This window comes from Qipengyuania aquimaris (genome assembly GCF_009827445.1).
GTDB lineage: Bacteria > Pseudomonadota > Alphaproteobacteria > Sphingomonadales > Sphingomonadaceae > Qipengyuania > Qipengyuania aquimaris.
In genome coordinates, this window is the sequence record NZ_WTYI01000001.1 from 1,267,948 (window position 1) to 1,286,493 (window position 18,546).

The window sequence follows — 18,546 nt, forward strand, 5'->3', positions numbered from 1 at the left end:
AACGCCTGTGCTGCCTTCCCGGGCAGTGCAATTTTGGGAATCGCCAACACCGGAAAACCCGGTTTGCTTAGGGGGTTTAGAATATATGAATACTCGCATTTACGGTGCGAATCCTAAGGCCACGCGCCTGCTGGCAGGCTCCGGCCTGGCTGCACTCGCCGTGACCTTGGCTTCGCCGGCCGTGGCCCAGGACGCTGACGCGCAGGATGACGAAGAAGTCGTAATCCTGGAAGAAGGTCAGGAAGTCCCCGAGGGTACCACCATCCTCGTTACGGGTTCGCGCATCCGTCGCAGCGAAGCGACCAGCTCTTCGCCCCTCCAGATCATCGATCCCGACATCGCTCGCCGCACCGGCGCTACCGACGTCGCAGAGATCGTCCAGAACTCGCCGATCGCGAGCGGTTCGTCGCAGATCACTTCGGCAATTTCGGTCAACGCCGTTTCGAACGGTGGTCCGGGTGCAGAAACGATCTCGCTGCGCGGCCTGGGTGCCGAACGTACCCTCGTCCTGCTCAACTCGCGTCGTGCAGGCCCCGCCGGTACGCGCGGCGGCGTTGCCTCGTTCGACCTGAACGTGCTTCCCTCCTCTATCATCCAGTCGGTGGAAATCCTGAAGGACGGCGCATCGTCGATCTACGGTTCGGACGCTGTGGCCGGCGTGGTCAACCTTTTGACCAAGCGCTCAACCGACGGTCTCGAGCTCGACGGTTCGGTTACCCTGCCGTTCGAAAGCGGCGGCGAAATCTACCAGGTTTCCGCTGCCTGGGGCAAGGAATTCGACCGCGGCCACATTATGTTCGCCGGTGAATATTATCGCCAGGAAGAACTTGAGCGCCAGGACCGCGACTATCTCGGTTGCGACTACGACTACCTGTTCCGCACTGAAGACGGTGACGAGCGTGTCGACCTGATCGACCCGCGCACCGGCAGCCTTGCTTGTAACGGTACGACCTGGGGCCACGTCTGGGCATACTATGCCAGCAACGTTCCGCAGACGAACTCGCCGGCAACGCTCATGCAGTTCAGCTACGGCAATGACAATCTGGGCCAGTACCTCGATCGTCCGGGCCCGATCACCGGTGCTTTCGACGTCTCGTCGCCCGAAGGCTGGTATCCGGTCGCGAAGTACGATCCGGTGTCCCAGGCGCTGACCAACAGCTACCACCCGTTCGAACAGAAGTCGTCCGTCATCCCCGAGACCGAGCGTTACACCGCTTACGTCGAAGGTTCGTTCGACATCACCGACACGCTTCGCCTCTATGGTGAAGGCCTGTTCAACCAGCGTCGTACCTATGTCGACAGCTACAGCCAGTTCTACAACTTCGGCTACACGCAGCAGTACGACGAAGGCGATCCGGACGATCCGTTCCCCGGCTGGAATGGCAACTTCCAGTTCCTGTCGCCGACCGGTATTCTGGACAACTACGACAACGAGATCACCGTCGATTACTATCGCGCGGTCCTCGGCCTGACGGGTGACTTCAGCGACCGTATCGGTTTCGACATCCACGGTCAGTACAGCCGTTCGGACGGTGATTACGCACTCGACCAGATCCTGCAGGACGTTATCAGCCAGCAGACCAACCGTGCCTTCGGTGCCGGTTGTGCAGGCCTCGTCACGCCGATCAGCGGCAAGCAGTGTCTCCAGGTCAACTGGGTCGATCCGCGCATCATGGCCGGTGACTTCACCGCCGAAGAAGAAGCCTACTTCACGGAAACGGAAGTCGGTAACACCCTGTACGAACAGGTCTTCGTCGAAGCTTCGGTTTCGGGCCAGGCGTTCGAACTGCCGGCAGGCTGGCTCGGCTTCGCAGCCGGTGCCGTCTACCGCCGTGACGACATCAACGACCTTCCGGGTCACATCACCTACGCTCCGAACCCCGATTTCGACCCGACCCTGTCGCCGGAAGATGACGGTTACGAGCGTCCGTTTGTAGACAACGGTTTCGCAAACCCGTTCTCCTCGGGCAACACCTTCGGTTATCGTGAGACGACCGAAGCCTTCGCCGAAATCGAAGTTCCGCTCATGCGCGACCGTCCGCTGGTTCAGGACCTCGTCCTGTCGGCATCGGCTCGTGTCACGAACGTGAACTCGGTCCGTGGTTCGGATGGCTTCTCGGACTCCGACAACGGCAACATCACCTACAAGCTGATGGGTAACTGGCAGGTCAACGACTGGCTGCGTTTCCGCGCAACCTACGGTACGTCCTACCGTGCACCGGCCCTGTTCGAGCTCTTCCTGGCCGACCAGGTCAGCGGCGCTCGCCAGACTGTCGACCCGTGCGTCAACTGGGGTCAGAACCTCGCAGAAGGTGCAATCACTCAGCGTATTGCTGACAACTGCGCTTCTGAAGGTCTCGCCGATGACCGTACCGGTGCCGGCATCCAGGCCAGCGTCTTCACCTCTGGCGGTGTCGGCGTGCTGGAATCGGAATCGTCGCGCGCCATCACGGCCAGCACGATCCTGACGCCGTACATCGGTTCGGACAGCGACCTCGCCATCACCATCGATTACTTCGATATCAAGGTGAAGGACGAAATCGCTCAGCTCACGCCGACGTCGATCCTCCGTTCGTGCTACGATTCCGAAGATTTCCCGAACAGCCCGTTCTGTGATCTCTTCGAGCGTGGCCAGGACGGCGACCCGACCAACATCCGCAACATCTTCCGCAAGTTCATCAACGTCGATGAACAGCTGAACCGCGGTATCGACTTCACCGTCCGTGCAAGCCACGACTTCGGTGATGCCGGTCGCATCCAGCTGCTTGCTCAGGCTACCTACCAGCTGGAAGACACCGTTGCGCGTCTTGGCGAGTTCGAAGACTTCAACGGAGAAGTTGGCGATCCCAAGTTCACGGCCGACATCAACCTTGGCTATGACTACAAGGGCTGGAACCTTCTTTACGGTCTCGACATCATCGGCGCTTCGTCGAGTGAAGAAGACTACATCGAAGACTTCGGCACGCTCTGCCGCAGCCCGGAAACGAGCCCGATCGCAGAATTCGTCTACCTCGGCGAATATTGCGTTCGTCCGATCACGGATGCTGTGTTCTACCACAACCTCTCGCTGACGAAGGAATTCGCAGACCGCTTCGAAATCACCGCCGGTGTTTCGAACATCTTCGACACGCGTCCGCCTGAAGTGTCCGGCATCACCACCATCGGTGGTGCAACGCCGCTGTTCGCATCGCAGTATGACTGGCTTGGCCGTCGTCTGTTCGTGCGTGCAGGCATCAACTTCTAAGCTTCTCGCTTAGCCACAGATCAGGGGCGGTGCCGGAAGGCATCGCCCCTTTTCTTTTGCGCGGTCGAAATCCTCGCCAGCCTTGCACTTTGCGCCCGCACCCTTAATCCGGCTGGCATGCAAACCATTCACGTCAAGCCGGACAATCTCGACGAACGGAATACGGAATTCCCGCAAACGCCGCTCGATCAGCCAGTCTTCCTGAACAGCCTCCCGAAGTCCGGCAGCCATTTGCTGCGCAACATCATCCGCATGTTCGTACCGGTGGAACACCAATACAACGCCGACTTCATCCAGTTCGCCAATCTCAAGCGCCATGTCGCGGCTTTCGACGGGCCGCCCGCCAAACTGAGCTGGGGGCACCTCTTCTTCGCCGATATCTCGGCTGCGACCACGGGTGGCGCGCGCCGCATCCTCCTCGTGCGCGATCCCTACGACTGGGTTCTCGCAATGGCCCGCTTCATGCTGTCCGACGAGTTCTCCGGCGATCTCGATATCCTCAAGAAGGCCCCGCTCACCGCAGAGGAGCTTATGAATGTCGTGATCTTCGGCCTGCCGCGTCAGAGCCCCGGTCTTCACGAGACGTTTCTTTTCAACGCGGTCGCCTGGCTTGGGACGGGCGAATACCTCGTCAGGTTCGAGGAACTGCGCGACGCAGTGAAGAACCTCGATAGCGATGAAAGCGAAGCCTATTTCGCCAAGCTTCTCGAAGCTTGCGGTATTACAATACCCGATGACTGGCGCGAACGGGTCCGCATCGGAGCGGATCCGGAGCAGAGCGGTACTGCCCGACAGAACCTGACCATGCGCGGGGTCAACATTCCCGACACGCTCCCGCAAGCACAGCGCGACATCGTCGATCTCGTATCGCCGCGCCTGCGCACCATCCTGGGGTACGCACAATGAGCGGCGGACGCCCTGTGGAAACCGTCGGCGGTTCGCTCGACGACGCCCTCGCCCGGGGCGCCGCCCTACTCCAGTCCGACCCTGCCCTTGCTCTGAAGCAAGCTCAGGTCATTCTGCGCAAGGACGGGCGCGAACCGCGCGCCCTGCGCCTTGCCGCTGCGGCCCATCGCGCAAGGGGCGAGGCGGATTTCGCCGCCAAGGCCGAACTCCTCGCTATCGACGAAGCGCGCCGGTATCCCGTGCTGGCGCAGGCAGCCAAGGCGCTCAATGCGGGTGATTTCCCCGCGGCGAGCGATCTTGCCGCTAAGCATCTCAAGGACTTTCCCGGAGATCTTGCCGCAATAGTCCTCTCCGCCGAGAGCGCCTTGGGTATCGGTTTGCACGACAAGGCTATCCCCATGCTGAAGATGGTCCTCGATCGAGCGCCGGGTTTTGCCCACGCGAGCGTGCTGCTGGTCAACGGCTTGATGCTGTCGGACCAGTTGACCGAAGCTCGCAAGACGTTGGATCCGCTCATTGCCGCTGCCCCGGACGACATTGGCCTTCTCTCACTTCAGAATCGCCTTCTGACCGGCGCTGGAGATTTCGATGGCTGCGTAGAGACGACGCAGCGGCTGATCGACTTGAAGCCGAAATCGCCCGATTTTCGTGCCGATCACGCAGACGCCTTGCGCTTCGTCGGGCGGAGCGATGAGGCGAAAGAGGCGTACCGCAAAGCGCTTGAGCTCGATCCCGATCATGCGCGCTCGTGGTGGAGTCTCGCCGATCTCGACGCTCCCAGTCTCTCCGATGACGATATCGCTTATCTGACCAGACGTTTGGAAGCAGCCGGATTCAAGGGCGAGCGCGAGATCAATTTCCACTTCGCCCTCGCAATGGCTCATCACGCGCGGAAGGATTTCGACCAGGCATTCGTACATTTCGAAGCCGGAAACCGTAAGCGCCAGGAAGCTGAGCCTTTCGATGCAACTGAGTTCGCGCAGTTGATGACAAAGCACCTCGATCACGCAAGCTCAATCGCGGCAGCACCGAAGGAAGCAGGCGAGAACGCGTCCCCCCTTCCCCTCTTCATAGTGGGTATGCCGCGAGCAGGTTCGACCCTGCTCGAACGAATGCTCGGCCAGTCGGACGCCATCGAACCGCTCGGGGAGTTGCAGGTCGTCTCCCACATGGTCCAGCGCCTGATGCTGACCCAGGGCCGCGACGCGCTTCCGCAAACGATAGCCGGCCTGAACGACCAGGCGCTTGCCTCCATGGGCACATGGTATCGCAACCGTGCACGCGAGATGATGCGCAGCAATGCCAAGATCATCATCGACAAGATGCACATGAACTGGCGCCACCTGCCCCTGATCCTGCGCATGCTACCGCAAGCGAAAATCGTCGATATCCGGCGCGATCCGATGGATTGTTGCTGGTCGAATTATCGCACCTTGTTCGCCCGCGGCCATGCGGCTTCCAGCGATCTGGAGGATATTGCGAGCTTCTATCGCACCTATACGCAATTCACCGATGCCCTGCGCGAGCGGTTCCCCGACCGGATCATGCTTGTCGAATACGAGAACCTCGTGGACCGTCCGCAGGACGTGCTCGGCGATGTGTGCGAATTTCTCGGCGTTTCCTACGAGGAGGCAATGCTCGCCTTCCACCAGTCGTCCGAAGCGGTGGCAACGGCCAGCTCCGAACAGGTGCGTAAGCCCCTGAACCGCAAGGGGATCAAGGCATGGAAGGACTATGAGGCGCATCTCGCTCCCTTGTCCGATGCCTTGGGTGAGCTGGCTGGAAGCTGAGATCTAGGTAAGCGCGATGACCGATCCTATTCGCAAGGTTTTGATCGTGGGTGGCGGCTCGGCCGGTTGGATGGCAGCCGCATATCTGTCGCGTGCTCTTTCCGAAACCGTGGCGATCGAGCTCGTCGAAAGCGAAGCAGTCGGCACGGTCGGTGTCGGAGAGGCAACGATCCCGCCTATCCGCGAATTCAATCGCATGGCGGGGATCGACGAGGTCGAGTTCGTCAGGGCGACCGATGCCACCTTCAAGGTCGGTATCGAATTCGAGAATTGGGGGGTGCCGGGCGATCGATACCTACACGCCTTCGGACATGTCGGCCAAGAACTCGATGCGATGGTACGCCTCCATCACTGGTGGCTACTGGGCAAGCAAGCAGGTCGGCAGGAATATCCGCAGTGGCAGGAGCTGTTCCTTGGCCGGGCCGCCGCCGATCTTGACCGGTTTGCCATCGACCAGCGCCCGGGCAGCGAACTTTCCCGACTGCTCCCCCACGCCTATCATTTCGATTCTCTCAGCTATGGGCAGTATCTGCGCAAAGTCGCTGAAAGCCGCGGCGTAAAGCGGACCGAGGGAAAGGTTGTCGCAATCCACCGCGCTTCAGAAACGGGGGAAGTCACAGGAGTCGGCCTGGATGGCGGCGCCACCCTTGAAGCCGACTTCTTCATCGACTGTTCCGGTTTCCGCAGCCTCGTATTGGGCGAGGCGATGGAAGTGCCCTTCGACGACTGGAGCCATTGGCTGCCTGCCGACCGCGCGCTCGTCGTGCAGACCGAAAACGTGGGCGATACGATATCTCCGATGACCCGGGCCATCGCCCACAGCGTTGGCTGGCAATGGCGCATCCCGCTTCGGAGCAGGACCGGCAACGGTCACGTCTTCTCAAGCGCGTTTTCGAGCGAGGAAGAGGCGACAGAGCGCCTGCTGGCGACCGTATCGGGCGATCTGCGCGGCGACCCACGCCTGATCAGGTTCCGGACAGGCAGGCGGCAGGAGGCGTGGGCAGGCAATGTCGTCGGGATCGGCCTTGCCGCCGGCTTCCTGGAGCCCTTGGAGTCGACCAGTATCCATCTGGTCCAGGCCAGCCTCGAACGATTGGTAGAACTATTCCCGACCAAAGCGATCGACCCTGTCCTGCGCGACCGCTTCAATGCGCAAACGCAGCAGGAATGGGAGCAAGTCCGGGACTTCGTGATTGCGCACTATGCGGTGACGCAGCGCGACGACAGCGAGTTCTGGCGTCATTGCCGCACGATGGAATTGCCGGATACCCTTTCGACGATCCTCGAACTTTGGCGTTCGCACGGAAGCGTGGCCATCGACGGCGGGCATCTCTTCCAGCTCGGATCGTGGACTTCGCTTCTACTGGGACAAAATCTCGAACCGGCCCGCCCCCATCCGGCAACGGCACGCGCGCAGCCACAACCGATCGCGGACCGCATCGCCCATATCGCCAGCTCGCTGCGCAAGAGCGCCGAGGGACTGCCCGATCACGGACAATTCCTGGCCCGCATGGCCGGGACATCCTCATAGATCCCGGCCACTGCAGGCAGGTCATCGCCTTACGATGGCAGGAAGATGGCCTTCGCGTTGACGAATTCCTTCATGCCGAAGCCGCCATGTTCGCGGCCATAACCTGAATCCTTGACCCCGCCGAAAGGCATATTCGGGTCTGCCGCTCCGAACGAGTTGATGCGTACCATACCTGTGTCGAAATGATCGCGGGCCAAGCGGATCGCCTTGTCCTCATCCTTGGTGAAGATACCCCCGCCAAGGCCATAGCGGCTGTCATTGGCGATACGCATGGCGTCCTCGTCATCCTTGGCACGAATGATGGAAGCGACAGGGCCGAAGAGTTCGTCGTCATAGGCCGGAGTGCCCGGCTTGCAGTCGGCGAGTACCGTTGCCGGATAATAGCATCCTTGCGCGTCCTTGTCGGGATCTCCGCCGCACAGCAGGGTTGCACCTCCATCAAGGCTCTTGCCGACCTGCTCGACCAGCGTATCGAATTGCTCCTCGCTCGAAACCGGGCCCAGCTGGGTGTCCTCGTCGAAGGGATCGCCCATCTTTACCGATTTCATGCTTTCGACGAATGCCGATACGAAGTCGTCGTAGACGGCGTCGGTTACCACGAACCTCTTGGCCGAAACGCAGGTCTCGCCATTATTGTAAAGCCTACCCTGAACGCAGGTTTTCACTGCCAGGCCGATGTCGGCATCTTCGAGGACGAGGTAAGCGTCGTTCGAACCGAGCTCCAGCACCGTTTTCTTGAGGTTCTTGGCCGCCAGTTCGCCGATATGGCTGCCTGCGCCATCGCTGCCGGTCATGGTCACGGCGCGGACCAGATCGTGTTCGATGATCTTGTCAGATACGTCGTGGCCGACAAGGATCACGTCGAACAGCCCCTTGGGCAGTCCGGCTTCGAGACACAGGTCACGCAGCAACAGGCCGCTGCCGGTGCAGATCGATGCGTGTTTCAGGACGACAGCGTTTCCGGCCATGATGTTCGCCGCCAGCACACGCATGGGTTGGTAGACCGGAAAATTCCACGGCTGCACGCTGTAGATTACGCCGATCGGGGAATAGGTGACGATGCCGCGTTTCTTGCCGCCGCTATGCTGGCGTTCTTCATCGGCCAGCGCATCGGGTCCATTGTCGGCCGTGTATTCGCAAATGCGGGCGCAAATCTCGATTTCGGTTTTGCCGTCCTTGTAGAGCTTGCCCATTTCCTTGGTCATGAGCTCGGAAAACTTGTCCGCGTTGTCTCTCAGGACTTCAGCGATCTTGCGCAGGTATGGTGCGCGTTCCTCGTGGGACTTCTTGCGCCAATCCAGAAACGCCTCATGCGCAGCCTCGACGATCCCGAACGCCTCGCTTTCGCTCATCAGGTCGTAGGTCTGAAGATTTTCCCCGGTCGCGGGGTTCTTGGTCTGAATCGTGCTCATGGGAGGTGCTTTCTGATCGTTGGGCAAGCGCGCGTTGGCATCGCTCGCAGGGTTGGACTTCACGTGGCCAACGGTGACGGCACTACCGTGTTCCGAGGCGCCCCTTCTCCGCTCGCAGCGACCGCGGCTGTCGAAACGATCTGGTGCGGGATGCGTTCAGCCATCGAACAACGATCCTTTCCAACCCCGATTTCCAGAACGTAGGCACATCATGAAAATTCTTATCGCCGGCTCGACCGGCAACACCGGACTTCGCCTCACCCGCCAGCTTATGGAGGCAGGTCATGAACCGATCGCGATGCATCGCGCCTCTTCCGACACCTCGGAATTGCCTGAAGGTGTCGCGACGCGCGAAGCCGATCTGACTCAATTGGACGACAATGTTTGCTCAGATGTCGATGCGGTGGTGTTTGCGGCGGGCTCGGGCGGCGACACGAGCGAGGAAATGACCGAAAAGGTCGATCGCGACGGGGCCATCAAGCTGATCGACCAGGCAAAAGCCGCCAATGTCAGCCGCTTCGTCATGCTGAGTTCCGTAGGAGCGGACGATCCCGACCCGGATTCCGAGCTCTATCACTATCTGAAAGCGAAAAATGCCGCAGACGAGCATCTCGAAGCCTCCGGTCTCGATTATTCGATTGTGCGTCCCGTCGCGCTCACGGACGACGACGGCGATCGCGACGTGAAGCTGGGCGACGATGTAGATCCCAAGGGCAAGGCAGCGCGCGGTGATGTGGCGGCCGTCCTCGCGCGCGCTATCAGCGACAATAGCCTGCGCAACAAAGCGTATCTGATGGAAAGCGTCTGCTAACGGCAAGATGTCGGTTTGGTAGCGGAGGAGGGACTCGAACCCCCGACACGCGGATTATGATTCCGCTGCTCTAACCACCTGAGCTACTCCGCCCCGAAAGGCCGTGCGGCGGGCAAATGCCCGCTCGGCAGGCGGCGCATTTAGGGCGCGCGCGCCTATCGGTCAACACTCATTTCCCGCGAAATGCGAAGCGGCGCAGAAACTCCCATGGTCCGCCACGGTAAGCGTAAAGCGTGAGGCCGCGAAAGGCGAAGTCGCGGGGCTGGATCACACCGCTCAATTGCGCCTGAAGCGCCTTTGCTTCCTTGGAAGTGACCTTGTTCTGGATCGTCACGTGCAGGCGCGGACGATGCTGGTCCTGGTTGGTCAGCATGCCGTGGAAATGATCGGCGATCCGGTCGCGCAGGTCGAGCATCGCGGGGCTGACAAGCTTGATGGCGGTGCCTCCCCCGAGCGACATGAGACCCTCTACCCTCCCCTCGACCGGCGCCGTTTCCCCCACGAGGCGCGCAAGGTAGCGACGGACCTCGTCCTCGCACTGCGCCGGCAGGGCATGGAACAGCGTCACATGCGCTTCGAGGTAATTGCGCTCGGGCGGGAAATGCTCGGTCCGCAGGTCGGTGAAGCGAGCGTGAAGGTCCTCTGGCAGCTCCGCCGTCAGGATCAGGGGCGCGTCGCTCCCGCTCACATTTCACCGCGTTCGCGGCGCAGGGCGAACCACTTCTCGACGTTGGCATTATGCTCGGCCAGCGTCTCTGCGAAGGCGTGGCCGCCCGTCCCGTCGGCGACCATATAGCGCGCTTCGGTGGCCTCAGGATCGAGGACGGCGGCGATGGATTCGCGGCCCGGATTTGTAATCGGCCCCTTGGGCAGCCCGACCATCGAGTAGGTATTGTAGTCATTCACCGCGGCGATTTCCGATTGCCGGATGCGGCGGCCAAGCGGTTTGCCCTTGGTGATCGGGTAGATGATGGTCGGGTCCGCCTGCAACAGCATGCCGTCCTTGATGCGGTTCGAATAAAGCCCTGCGACCATGCGCCGCTCTTCCGGCACCCCGGTTTCCTTCTCGACGATCGATGCGAGGATCAGCGCATCCTTCACATTGTCGACCGCGATCCCTTCCTTGCGGCGCGGCCAAGCCTCGGCGAGGTAATTCTGCATCGCCGCCTGCATGCGGGCGAGGACGGCGCCCCGTTCCTCGCCGCGTTCGAAATCATAAGTGTCGGGCAACACGCTGCCTTCCTGCGGCACAGGGATTTCGCCGGTCAGGTGCTCCTGCGCCATTAGGCGTTCCCATACCAGGATGGAGGGCATGCCTTCGGGAATGGTAACGAAGCGGCGGATGACGTCGCCCGACTGGAACATGTCGAGGATCTGCGACTGGCTGGCGTTTGCGGGCAGGAGGAATTCCCCCGCCTGGATCGGATCGCCGCCACCGAAAATCTTCGCGCGCAGCAGGAAAGCGTCGGCGGACGCAACCACACCCTCCTCCTCCATGCGGTTCGCCACCGAGGTCAGCGTCGATCCCGAGGGCACGATGAAGGGCGTGTCTTCCTCGATCTGGGCGGAGCCGAACCAGCCGCTGGCGAACCATACGGCTGCAGCAGCCATAACCAGCGCGGCAACCGCGCCGAGCATCAGCGCGGAGCGTTTTGCCACCTCAGTCGACCTTCTTGACGATCAGCGAAGCGTTGGTGCCGCCAAAACCGAAGCTGTTGTTCAGCGCCGCTTTCACTTCGCGCTTCTTGGCGGTGAGCGGGACAAGATCGACGCCTTCGGTGCCTTCGTCCGGATCTTCGAGATTGAGCGTGGGCGGGACGACCTGGTCGCGGATTGCGAGAATGCAGAAGATCGCCTCGACCGCACCCGCGCCGCCGAGGAGGTGGCCGATGGCCGACTTCGTGCTGCTCATGGAAGCGCCGCACAGATCGTCGCCCAGCACGCGCTTTACCGCGGCAAGTTCAATCGTGTCCGCCATCGTCGAGGTGCCGTGTGCGTTGACGTAGTCGATGTCACAGGCTTCGAGGCCGGACTTTTTCAGCGCCATGCGCATGGCGAGTTCAGCGCCCTTGCCTTCCGGGTGCGGGGCGGTGACGTGATAGGCATCGCCCGACAGGCCATAGCCCACGACTTCGGCATAGATCTTCGCGCCGCGGGCCTTGGCGTGCTCGTATTCTTCGAGAACCACGACACCCGCGCCCTCGCCCATGACGAAGCCGTCACGGTTCTTGTCATATGGACGGCTCGCCTTTTCGGGCGTATCGTTCATGCTCATGTTGAGCGCACGCGCCTGAGCAAAGCCCGCCACGCCGAGCGGGTTCACGGTGCTTTCCGCACCGCCGGCCAGCATGATGTCGGCATCATCGAGCGCGATCATTCGCGCGGCATCGCCGATCGAGTGGGCGCCGGTCGAACAGGCAGTCACGACTGCGTGATTGGGCCCCATCAGGCCATATTTGATCGACACCTGGCCGCTGATTAGGTTGATCAGGCGTCCATGGACGAAGTGCGGCGAAACACGGCCCGGACCGCGTTCGTGCAGGACGATGGATTCGCTCTCGATACCCGGAAGGCCGCCGATGCCCGAACCGATCGACACGCCGGTGCGCATCTTGGTAGCTTCGTCCATGTCTTCGAGGCCAGCGTCTTCGATGGCCTGTCCGGCCGCGTCGATGCCGTAGATGATGAACGGATCGACCTGGCGCTGGACCTTGTGGTCGACGCGCTTGTCGGGATCGAAGCCGTATTCGTGGTCCTTGCCCTTAACCTCGCAGGCGATCTGCGCCTTCTGGTTCGAAGCGTCGAAGCGGGTGATCTTGCCCGCCCCGCTCTTGCCAGCGATGAGATTGGACCAGGTAGTCTCCACATCGCCGCCCAGGGGGGTGACGAGGCCAAGTCCGGTTACGACCACACGACGCATGTAATTCTCCGCGTAAAAAACAACAGGCCCGGCCCGCTATCGGGTCGGGCCTGTCCGGTCCCGCTTTACGCGGGAAATTGAGCTTTCGAGGGAATTAGCCCTTGTGCTCTTCGATGTACTTGGTCGCATCGCCGACGGTGGTGATCTTCTCAGCCGCATCGTCGGGTATTTCGACGCCGAACTCTTCTTCGAACGCCATGACCAGTTCAACGATGTCGAGGCTGTCTGCGCCAAGATCGTCGATAAAGCTGGCTTCCTGCGTCACCTTGTCGGCTTCGACGCCGAGGTGCTCGACAACAATTTTCTGCACGCGGTCGGCAGTATCGCTCATTTTATTCCCTCTCGAATTCATGGGGGTTAGCAAATTGGCTTTCGCCCTAATGAACGCCGCCGATAAGCGCAAGGGGGTGGCTGCTTTGACGGAGGGGAATCGAGCCTGACCTTACGGCAGGGAGGTCGTTTCACCTGCGTCATCTTCGCTCACCCCCCAGATTTCGTCGAGGATATAGTCGGGCGGGAAATGCTTTCCGACCTGATCCTGAGCCGCCAGCGTCGCTTGCAGCCGCGCGATGGCCGTACGGACGTACGAATGACCTCCATGCCTGCCCTCGATGAATTTCTGGTCGCTCAGCGCCCGGCGCAAATCTCCTTCGCTCTCGCGGCACACGGCACTGTTGAAGCGAACCGACTGATGATCGAAATTGTTTTGTGAAAGCTGGTCGAAAAGGACACAGGCCCCGATTTGATCGTGTTTGGTAAGCGAAAGGGCGCGCTTGAAGGTGGCGCGGTCCTCTTTCGACAGGCCCTTCCTCTTTTCCAGCAATCTGACCTGCTCGCTCCCCATCCGGGGAGCGAAATCCATGCGCACTTCCCGGGCAAAACCGTCGAGCAGAGACTGCCCAACTTCGCCAACGGTCGGGCGATCATCGCCTGCACAATATTCCAGCCTGCGAGCGCGCTCGCCGCCGTTTGAATAGCGTTCTTCACGACCGAGTTCGGCGACCATCCGAACATTGGCGTTGAGCGAGACGACGATTGCATAGCAGGCCACCTCGGTGGTCCTGTAACGCACGCATTCGTCCTTTTTCTCCTCGATGCAGGTCTTTTCGATGCGTGGATCGAGCTCGATTTCGTCGACGTCGACCTGCGCCACGCCGAACAGCGTGCCCCTGCGGATACCTGGCGAACCACTACCTGCCTTGTCGCTTGGCACGATCTTGAAAAAAGGGCCTTGCTCGACGTTTACCGCAGCGAGTCGATCCATGAGGGCGTATTTCAGGTCGGGACCGGCGCTGCCTTCGAAGTCATCGATCATGATGACGTCGATACCGATTGCATCGTCCGTATTTGCTGGCGCCATGGTCGAAACCGGGAGGGTTTCGGCATGCAAAGGGGCCGCAAGCAGGATAGAAGCCCCTGCAAGTGCGGCCCATAAACTCTTGATCTTCATACTTCCCCCGCTTTTGTGTTCAGCGAGAGAATTGCCCACACAAGCTTACGCAGCGATTAAGCGCATCCGCAGATTTGGCAGAATTTCTTGCTAATCCGGCTTCAGGCGTCGCCCACCCGGTCGACCCGGGTAGCCTCGGCACCCTGCGGCTTCGGCGCTTCAACCGTGCGAATATGCACATCGCGCAGCTGGCGCGAGGACACGAGGTTGGGCGCGCCCATCATCAGGTCCTGCGCCTTCTGGTTGAGCGGGAAGGCAATTACTTCGCGGATGTTCGGCTCGTCGGCGAGCAGCATCACAATGCGGTCGATGCCCGGTGCGGAACCGCCGTGCGGCGGCGCGCCGAGCTTGAAAGCTTCGATCATGCCCGAGAAGTTCTCGTCCACATCGGCCTGCGTGTAGCCGGCGATCTCGAACGCCTTGTACATGATTTCCGGCTTGTGGTTCCGGATCGCGCCCGAGGACAATTCGTAGCCGTTGCAGACGATGTCGTACTGCCACGCCAGGATATCGAGAGGGTCCTTGGTTTCCAGCGCTTCCATCTCGCCCTGCGGCATGGAGAACGGGTTGTGGCTAAAATCGACCTTCTTGAGCTCTTCGTCATACTCGAACATCGGGAAATCGACGATCCAGCAGAACTTGAAGCAGCCTTCCTCGATCAGTTCGAGCACTTCGCCGACGCGCGTGCGTGCGGCGCCAGCCAGCTTCGCCGCGTCCTTTTCCTTGCCCGCGGCAAAGAACAGGCCGTCGTTTTCGCCAAGGCCCAGCTCGGCATAGAGCTTTTCCATGCCTTCCGTGCCGTGGTTCTTGGCAATCGGGCCGCCGAACTCGCCCCCCTTTCGGGTGACATAGCCGAGGCCGGCAAAACCCTCCTTGCGGGCCCAGTCGTTCATTTCGTCGAAGAACTTGCGGCTCTTCTCATTGGTGTTCGGTGCCGAGATCACGCGAACTTTGCCGCCGGTGCCGACGATCTTTTCGAACAGGCCGAAACCGCTCTTTTCGAAGTGGTGCGTCACGTCGGAAATGATCAGCGGGTTGCGCAGGTCGGGCTTGTCGGTGCCGTATTTCAGCATCGCTTCGGCATAGGGGATGCGCGGGAATTCACCGGCGGGGGTGACGGACTTGCCGCCAGAGAATTCTTCGAACACGCCCGCGAGCACGGGTTCGATCGCCTGGAAGACGTCTTCCTGCGTCACGAAGCTCATCTCGAAGTCGAGCTGGTAGAATTCGGGAGAGCGGTCTGCGCGAAGGTCTTCGTCGCGGAAGCAGGGCGCGATCTGGAAGTAGCGGTCGAAACCGGCAACCATCAGGAGCTGCTTGAACATCTGCGGCGCCTGCGGGAGCGCGTAGAAACGGCCCGGGTGAAGGCGGCTGGGCACGAGGTAGTCGCGCGCGCCTTCGGGACTGGAGGCGCCGAGGATCGGCGTCTGGAATTCGCTGAACCCCTGGTCGGTCATGCGGCGACGCAGGCTGGTGATGACCTGGTTGCGCAGCATGATGTTCTTGTGAACCCGCTCGCGGCGCAGGTCGACGAAACGGTACTTGAGACGCGTTTCCTCGGGATAATCTTCCGCTTGGTTGACGATCAGCGGCAGGTCTTCCGCACGGCTCTGGATTTCGATTTCGCGGGCAAAGACCTCGATCTCGCCGGTGGGCAGGTTCTTATTGACCGCCACGTCGTCGCGCGCCTTCACCGTGCCGTCGATGGTGACGACCGATTCCAGCTTGAGCTTTTCGAGCACCGGAAGCGCCTTGCTGTCGCTGTCGGCAACGATCTGCGTGATTCCGTAATGGTCGCGCAGGTCGACGAACAGCACGCCGCCATGGTCGCGCTTGTTGTGCACCCAGCCGGACAGGCGAACAGTGTCGCCGACATTCTCTTTTGTCAGCTGAGCGCAGTTGTGGGTACGATAGGCGTGCATCTGGAAGTCTTTCCAATTTGGGATGTATGGCGCTAAGGGCGCGAGCGTGCGCGCTCCTTTAACAGGAATCGCGCGCGCTAACAGGGCACCGGCGGGTTTTTGTCAAGACTTTGGCAGATGCTTGTGGCGGTGCGGGAGCGGTACTCCGCTCGCAACATGAAAAGACACGATGAAAATACACGACCTGATAACGACCACCGATGCCCTCGCCGACTTGTGCGAGCGCCTGGCGAAAAGCGAATTCGTCACCGTCGACACCGAGTTCATGCGCGAGAACACCTACTGGCCGGAACTGTGCCTGGTGCAGATCGCGAACGAGGAAGAAGCAGCCGCCATCGATCCGCTGGCCGACGGCATCGACCTTGCCCCACTGTGGGATTTGATGTGCGACAATGAGGACGTGCTCAAGGTCTTCCACGCCGGCGGGCAGGATGTCGAGATCGTCTACAATTTCACCGGCAAGACTCCGCACCCCATCTTCGACACGCAGATCGCGATGATGGCGATCAGCCAGTCCGAACAGATCGGCTATGCCAATCTCGTCGAAAGCTGGCTCGGCTTCACCGTCGACAAGGGCGCACGCTTTACCGACTGGAGCCGCCGCCCCCTGACCGAAAGGCAGATCGAATACGCGATCGGCGATGTGACCCATCTGTCCAAGATCTTCCCCAAGATCCTCGACAAGCTGGTGAAGACCGGTCGCGGTGCATGGCTCAATGCAGAAATGGACAAGCTGGCCGACCCGGCGAATTACGCCAATGACGCCGATCTTGCGTGGAAGCGCATCCGCTCGCCCGGCCGGAATGCCTCGGTGCTTGGCCGGCTCAAGGCGCTGGCCGCATGGCGCGAAGGCGAGGCGCAGCACAAGAATATCCCGCGCGGCAGGATCATGCGCGACGAGACGCTGGCCGATATTGCCAGCCATCCGCCCAAGAAGCAGGCCGACCTCACCAAGGTCCGCGGCCTGTCCAATGCCTGGCGCGACAACGATATCGGCAAACGGCTGATGAAGGTGCTCGACAAGGCAGAGCCGATGCCGAAGAGCGAAATGCCCGACAAGCCAAAGCGCGGCGCACCGCTCGGCAAGGAAGGCGCGCTGGTCGCCGACCTTCTAAAGCTGCTGCTCAAGATCCGCGCGCGTGAAATCGACATTGCCGCCCGCCTGCTGACCCGGGCGGACGAAATGGAAGCGCTGGCCGCAGGCGTTCGCAAGCTGCCGATCCTTGAGGGCTGGCGCTACGAGGTCTTCGGCAAGGATGCGCTCGAGCTGGTCGAGGGCCGCCTCGCCTTCGCGGTCAAGGACGGCAAGCTGCTGATGACTCACATCGACGACATGGGAAGCGAATTGAGCGAAGCGCAGGCGGCAGAGTGAGTACCTACCTCCCCACCCTCAAGCAGCTGCAATATCTCGTCGCCCTGCACGAACATGGCCATTTCGGCCGCGCGGCAGAGGCCAGCTTCGTTTCCCAATCGACCCTTTCGGCGGGCATTCGCGAGCTGGAATCGCTGCTCGGCGTCACCCTGGTGGAGCGGAGCCGCCGCGTGGTGCGCTTCACGGCGCTGGGCAACCAGGTGGTCGAGAAAGCGCATCGCATCCTACGCGAGGCGGAGGAACTGGCCGATCTCGTCCAGGCTGCCGGCAAGCCGCTGGCCGGGCAATTGCGCATGAGCGTGATCCCGACGATCGCGCCCTTCATGCTGCCGCGTTTCCTGCCCCGGTTGCGCAAGGAGCGGCCCGAGCTCGAGCTGTTCCTGCGCGAAGAAACCAGCCAGGATGCCGTGGAATCGCTCCAGCACGGTCGGGTAGATTGCGTGCTACTGGCCCTGCCCTTCGCGACCGGAGAGGTGGAACAGGCCCATATCGCGGACGATCCGCTCTATGTCGCATTCCCGAAAGACGACCCGCGCGATCCGCCGGAAACCATTTCCGCCGACATGATCGACGAGGGACGGCTGCTCCTGCTCGAAGACGGCCATTGCCTGAAGGAACATGCGCTGGCGGCCTGCAACCGGCCTGAATTGCGTGGCAGTGCGACCATGATCGGCACCAGCCTTCACACCCTCGTACAGATGGTCGACAACGGCCTTGGCCTGACCATGTTGCCGCAGATGGCGGTCGATGCGGGTATCCTGAACGGAACGGAGGTCGTCGCGCGCCCGCTCAAGAGCAAGGCGGCAAGCCGCGAGATCGCGCTCATCTGGCGCAAGAATTCACCGCGCCGGGACGATTTCGAATTGTTGGCGGAGGAACTGCGCGCGGGTTAGGCTGCGAGCGGTTCTTCGTCCTGCTTGACCTTGGATTTAAGGTAGCGATCGGCTTTCTTCACCACGAACATCGGGACGATCACGCTGAGCGCGATCCCTGCGAGCGAGCAGAAGGCGATCCAGATTGCCATCGCCGTGCCGCCGGACAGGTAGAGTCCATAAAGCACGGGCGCCGCGAGCACGAGGCCGCGGATCTCGTTGAAGATGATCGCAACAGCACCGACCTTGAGCAGCGCAGCGAGAAGCATGTGTAGCGTGGCAGTCATGCGAACCGTAGTAATCCTGCTTGGTAAAG

15 protein-coding genes and 1 tRNA gene are annotated in these 18,546 nt (G+C 61.1%); 7 read left to right on the top strand and 9 right to left on the bottom strand.

All coding sequences use genetic code 11. From position 1 onward, the window contains the following. Positions 1-85 precede the first annotated feature (85 nt). From GRI34_RS06225 to GRI34_RS06240, 4 genes are all read left to right on the top strand, one after another. Positions 86-3,244: a TonB-dependent receptor domain-containing protein gene (locus GRI34_RS06225; protein WP_160595198.1), complete on the top strand. Its 3,159-nt coding sequence runs from the start codon at positions 86-88 to the stop codon at positions 3,242-3,244. A gap of 117 nt (positions 3,245-3,361) precedes the next feature. Further along, positions 3,362-4,150 (top strand): hypothetical protein, encoded by a 789-nt coding sequence (locus GRI34_RS06230; RefSeq protein WP_160595199.1) that lies wholly within the window; start codon positions 3,362-3,364, stop codon positions 4,148-4,150. Next, on the top strand, positions 4,147-5,940 hold the full coding sequence (locus GRI34_RS06235; RefSeq protein ID WP_160595200.1) for a tetratricopeptide repeat-containing sulfotransferase family protein: 1,794 nt from the start codon (positions 4,147-4,149) through the stop codon (positions 5,938-5,940). Before GRI34_RS06230 ends, GRI34_RS06235 begins: the two co-directional genes overlap by 4 nt. Positions 5,941-5,956: 16 nt before the next feature. Beyond that, positions 5,957-7,471 (top strand): tryptophan halogenase family protein, encoded by a 1,515-nt coding sequence (locus GRI34_RS06240; protein WP_160595201.1) that lies wholly within the window; start codon positions 5,957-5,959, stop codon positions 7,469-7,471. A 29-nt stretch (positions 7,472-7,500) separates the two neighbouring features. On the opposite strand, the gene GRI34_RS06245 is transcribed toward GRI34_RS06240, so the two are convergent. Continuing rightward, on the bottom strand, positions 7,501-8,883 hold the full coding sequence (locus GRI34_RS06245) for an NAD-dependent succinate-semialdehyde dehydrogenase (RefSeq protein WP_160595202.1): 1,383 nt from the start codon (positions 8,881-8,883) through the stop codon (positions 7,501-7,503). A gap of 211 nt (positions 8,884-9,094) precedes the next feature. Here GRI34_RS06245 and GRI34_RS06250 point away from each other — a divergent pair, with 211 nt between their 5' ends. Then, positions 9,095-9,694, top strand: a complete 600-nt coding sequence (locus GRI34_RS06250) for an SDR family oxidoreductase (protein ID WP_160595203.1) — start codon at positions 9,095-9,097, stop codon at positions 9,692-9,694. Positions 9,695-9,710: 16 nt separating this feature from the next. On the opposite strand, the gene GRI34_RS06255 is transcribed toward GRI34_RS06250, so the two are convergent. The 7 genes from GRI34_RS06255 to aspS all read right to left on the bottom strand — a co-directional run bounded on the left by GRI34_RS06255 (position 9,711) and on the right by aspS (position 15,986). Then, positions 9,711-9,787, bottom strand: a tRNA-Met gene (locus GRI34_RS06255). 76 nt (positions 9,788-9,863) lie between these two features. After that, positions 9,864-10,382: a 2'-5' RNA ligase family protein gene (locus GRI34_RS06260; protein WP_160595204.1), complete on the bottom strand. Its 519-nt coding sequence runs from the start codon at positions 10,380-10,382 to the stop codon at positions 9,864-9,866. Continuing rightward, positions 10,379-11,332: an endolytic transglycosylase MltG gene (mltG, locus tag GRI34_RS06265; RefSeq protein ID WP_160596412.1), complete on the bottom strand. Its 954-nt coding sequence runs from the start codon at positions 11,330-11,332 to the stop codon at positions 10,379-10,381. The genes GRI34_RS06260 and mltG overlap by 4 nt, the downstream gene beginning before the upstream one ends. 22 nt (positions 11,333-11,354) lie before the next feature. Further along, positions 11,355-12,614 (bottom strand): beta-ketoacyl-ACP synthase II, encoded by a 1,260-nt coding sequence (fabF, locus tag GRI34_RS06270; RefSeq protein WP_160595205.1) that lies wholly within the window; start codon positions 12,612-12,614, stop codon positions 11,355-11,357. A 94-nt stretch (positions 12,615-12,708) separates the two neighbouring features. Then, positions 12,709-12,945 carry an acyl carrier protein gene (locus tag GRI34_RS06275; RefSeq protein WP_006834437.1) on the bottom strand — a complete coding sequence of 79 codons (237 nt, stop codon included), beginning with the start codon at positions 12,943-12,945 and terminating at the stop codon, positions 12,709-12,711. Positions 12,946-13,056: 111 nt separating this feature from the next. Further along, the gene (locus GRI34_RS06280; RefSeq protein WP_160595206.1) at positions 13,057-14,064 is read right to left on the bottom strand and encodes a hypothetical protein; all 1,008 of its coding nucleotides are present in this window, start codon (positions 14,062-14,064) and stop codon (positions 13,057-13,059) included. 101 nt (positions 14,065-14,165) lie between these two features. Then, complete coding sequence (aspS, locus tag GRI34_RS06285) at positions 14,166-15,986, bottom strand: aspartate--tRNA ligase (protein WP_160595207.1); 1,821 nt, start codon at positions 15,984-15,986, stop codon at positions 14,166-14,168. 169 nt (positions 15,987-16,155) lie between these two features. Here aspS and rnd point away from each other — a divergent pair, with 169 nt between their 5' ends. Both rnd and GRI34_RS06295 read left to right on the top strand, forming a co-directional pair. Further along, the gene (gene rnd / locus GRI34_RS06290; RefSeq protein ID WP_160595208.1) at positions 16,156-17,358 is read left to right on the top strand and encodes a ribonuclease D; all 1,203 of its coding nucleotides are present in this window, start codon (positions 16,156-16,158) and stop codon (positions 17,356-17,358) included. Next, complete coding sequence (locus GRI34_RS06295) at positions 17,355-18,251, top strand: hydrogen peroxide-inducible genes activator (protein ID WP_160595209.1); 897 nt, start codon at positions 17,355-17,357, stop codon at positions 18,249-18,251. Before rnd ends, GRI34_RS06295 begins: the two co-directional genes overlap by 4 nt. Here the strand turns inward: GRI34_RS06295 and GRI34_RS06300 are convergent. Next, on the bottom strand, positions 18,248-18,517 hold the full coding sequence (locus tag GRI34_RS06300; RefSeq protein WP_160595210.1) for a hypothetical protein: 270 nt from the start codon (positions 18,515-18,517) through the stop codon (positions 18,248-18,250). The two genes, GRI34_RS06295 and GRI34_RS06300, sit on opposite strands and share 4 nt — an antisense overlap. Between the last annotated feature and the right edge of the window lie 29 nt (positions 18,518-18,546).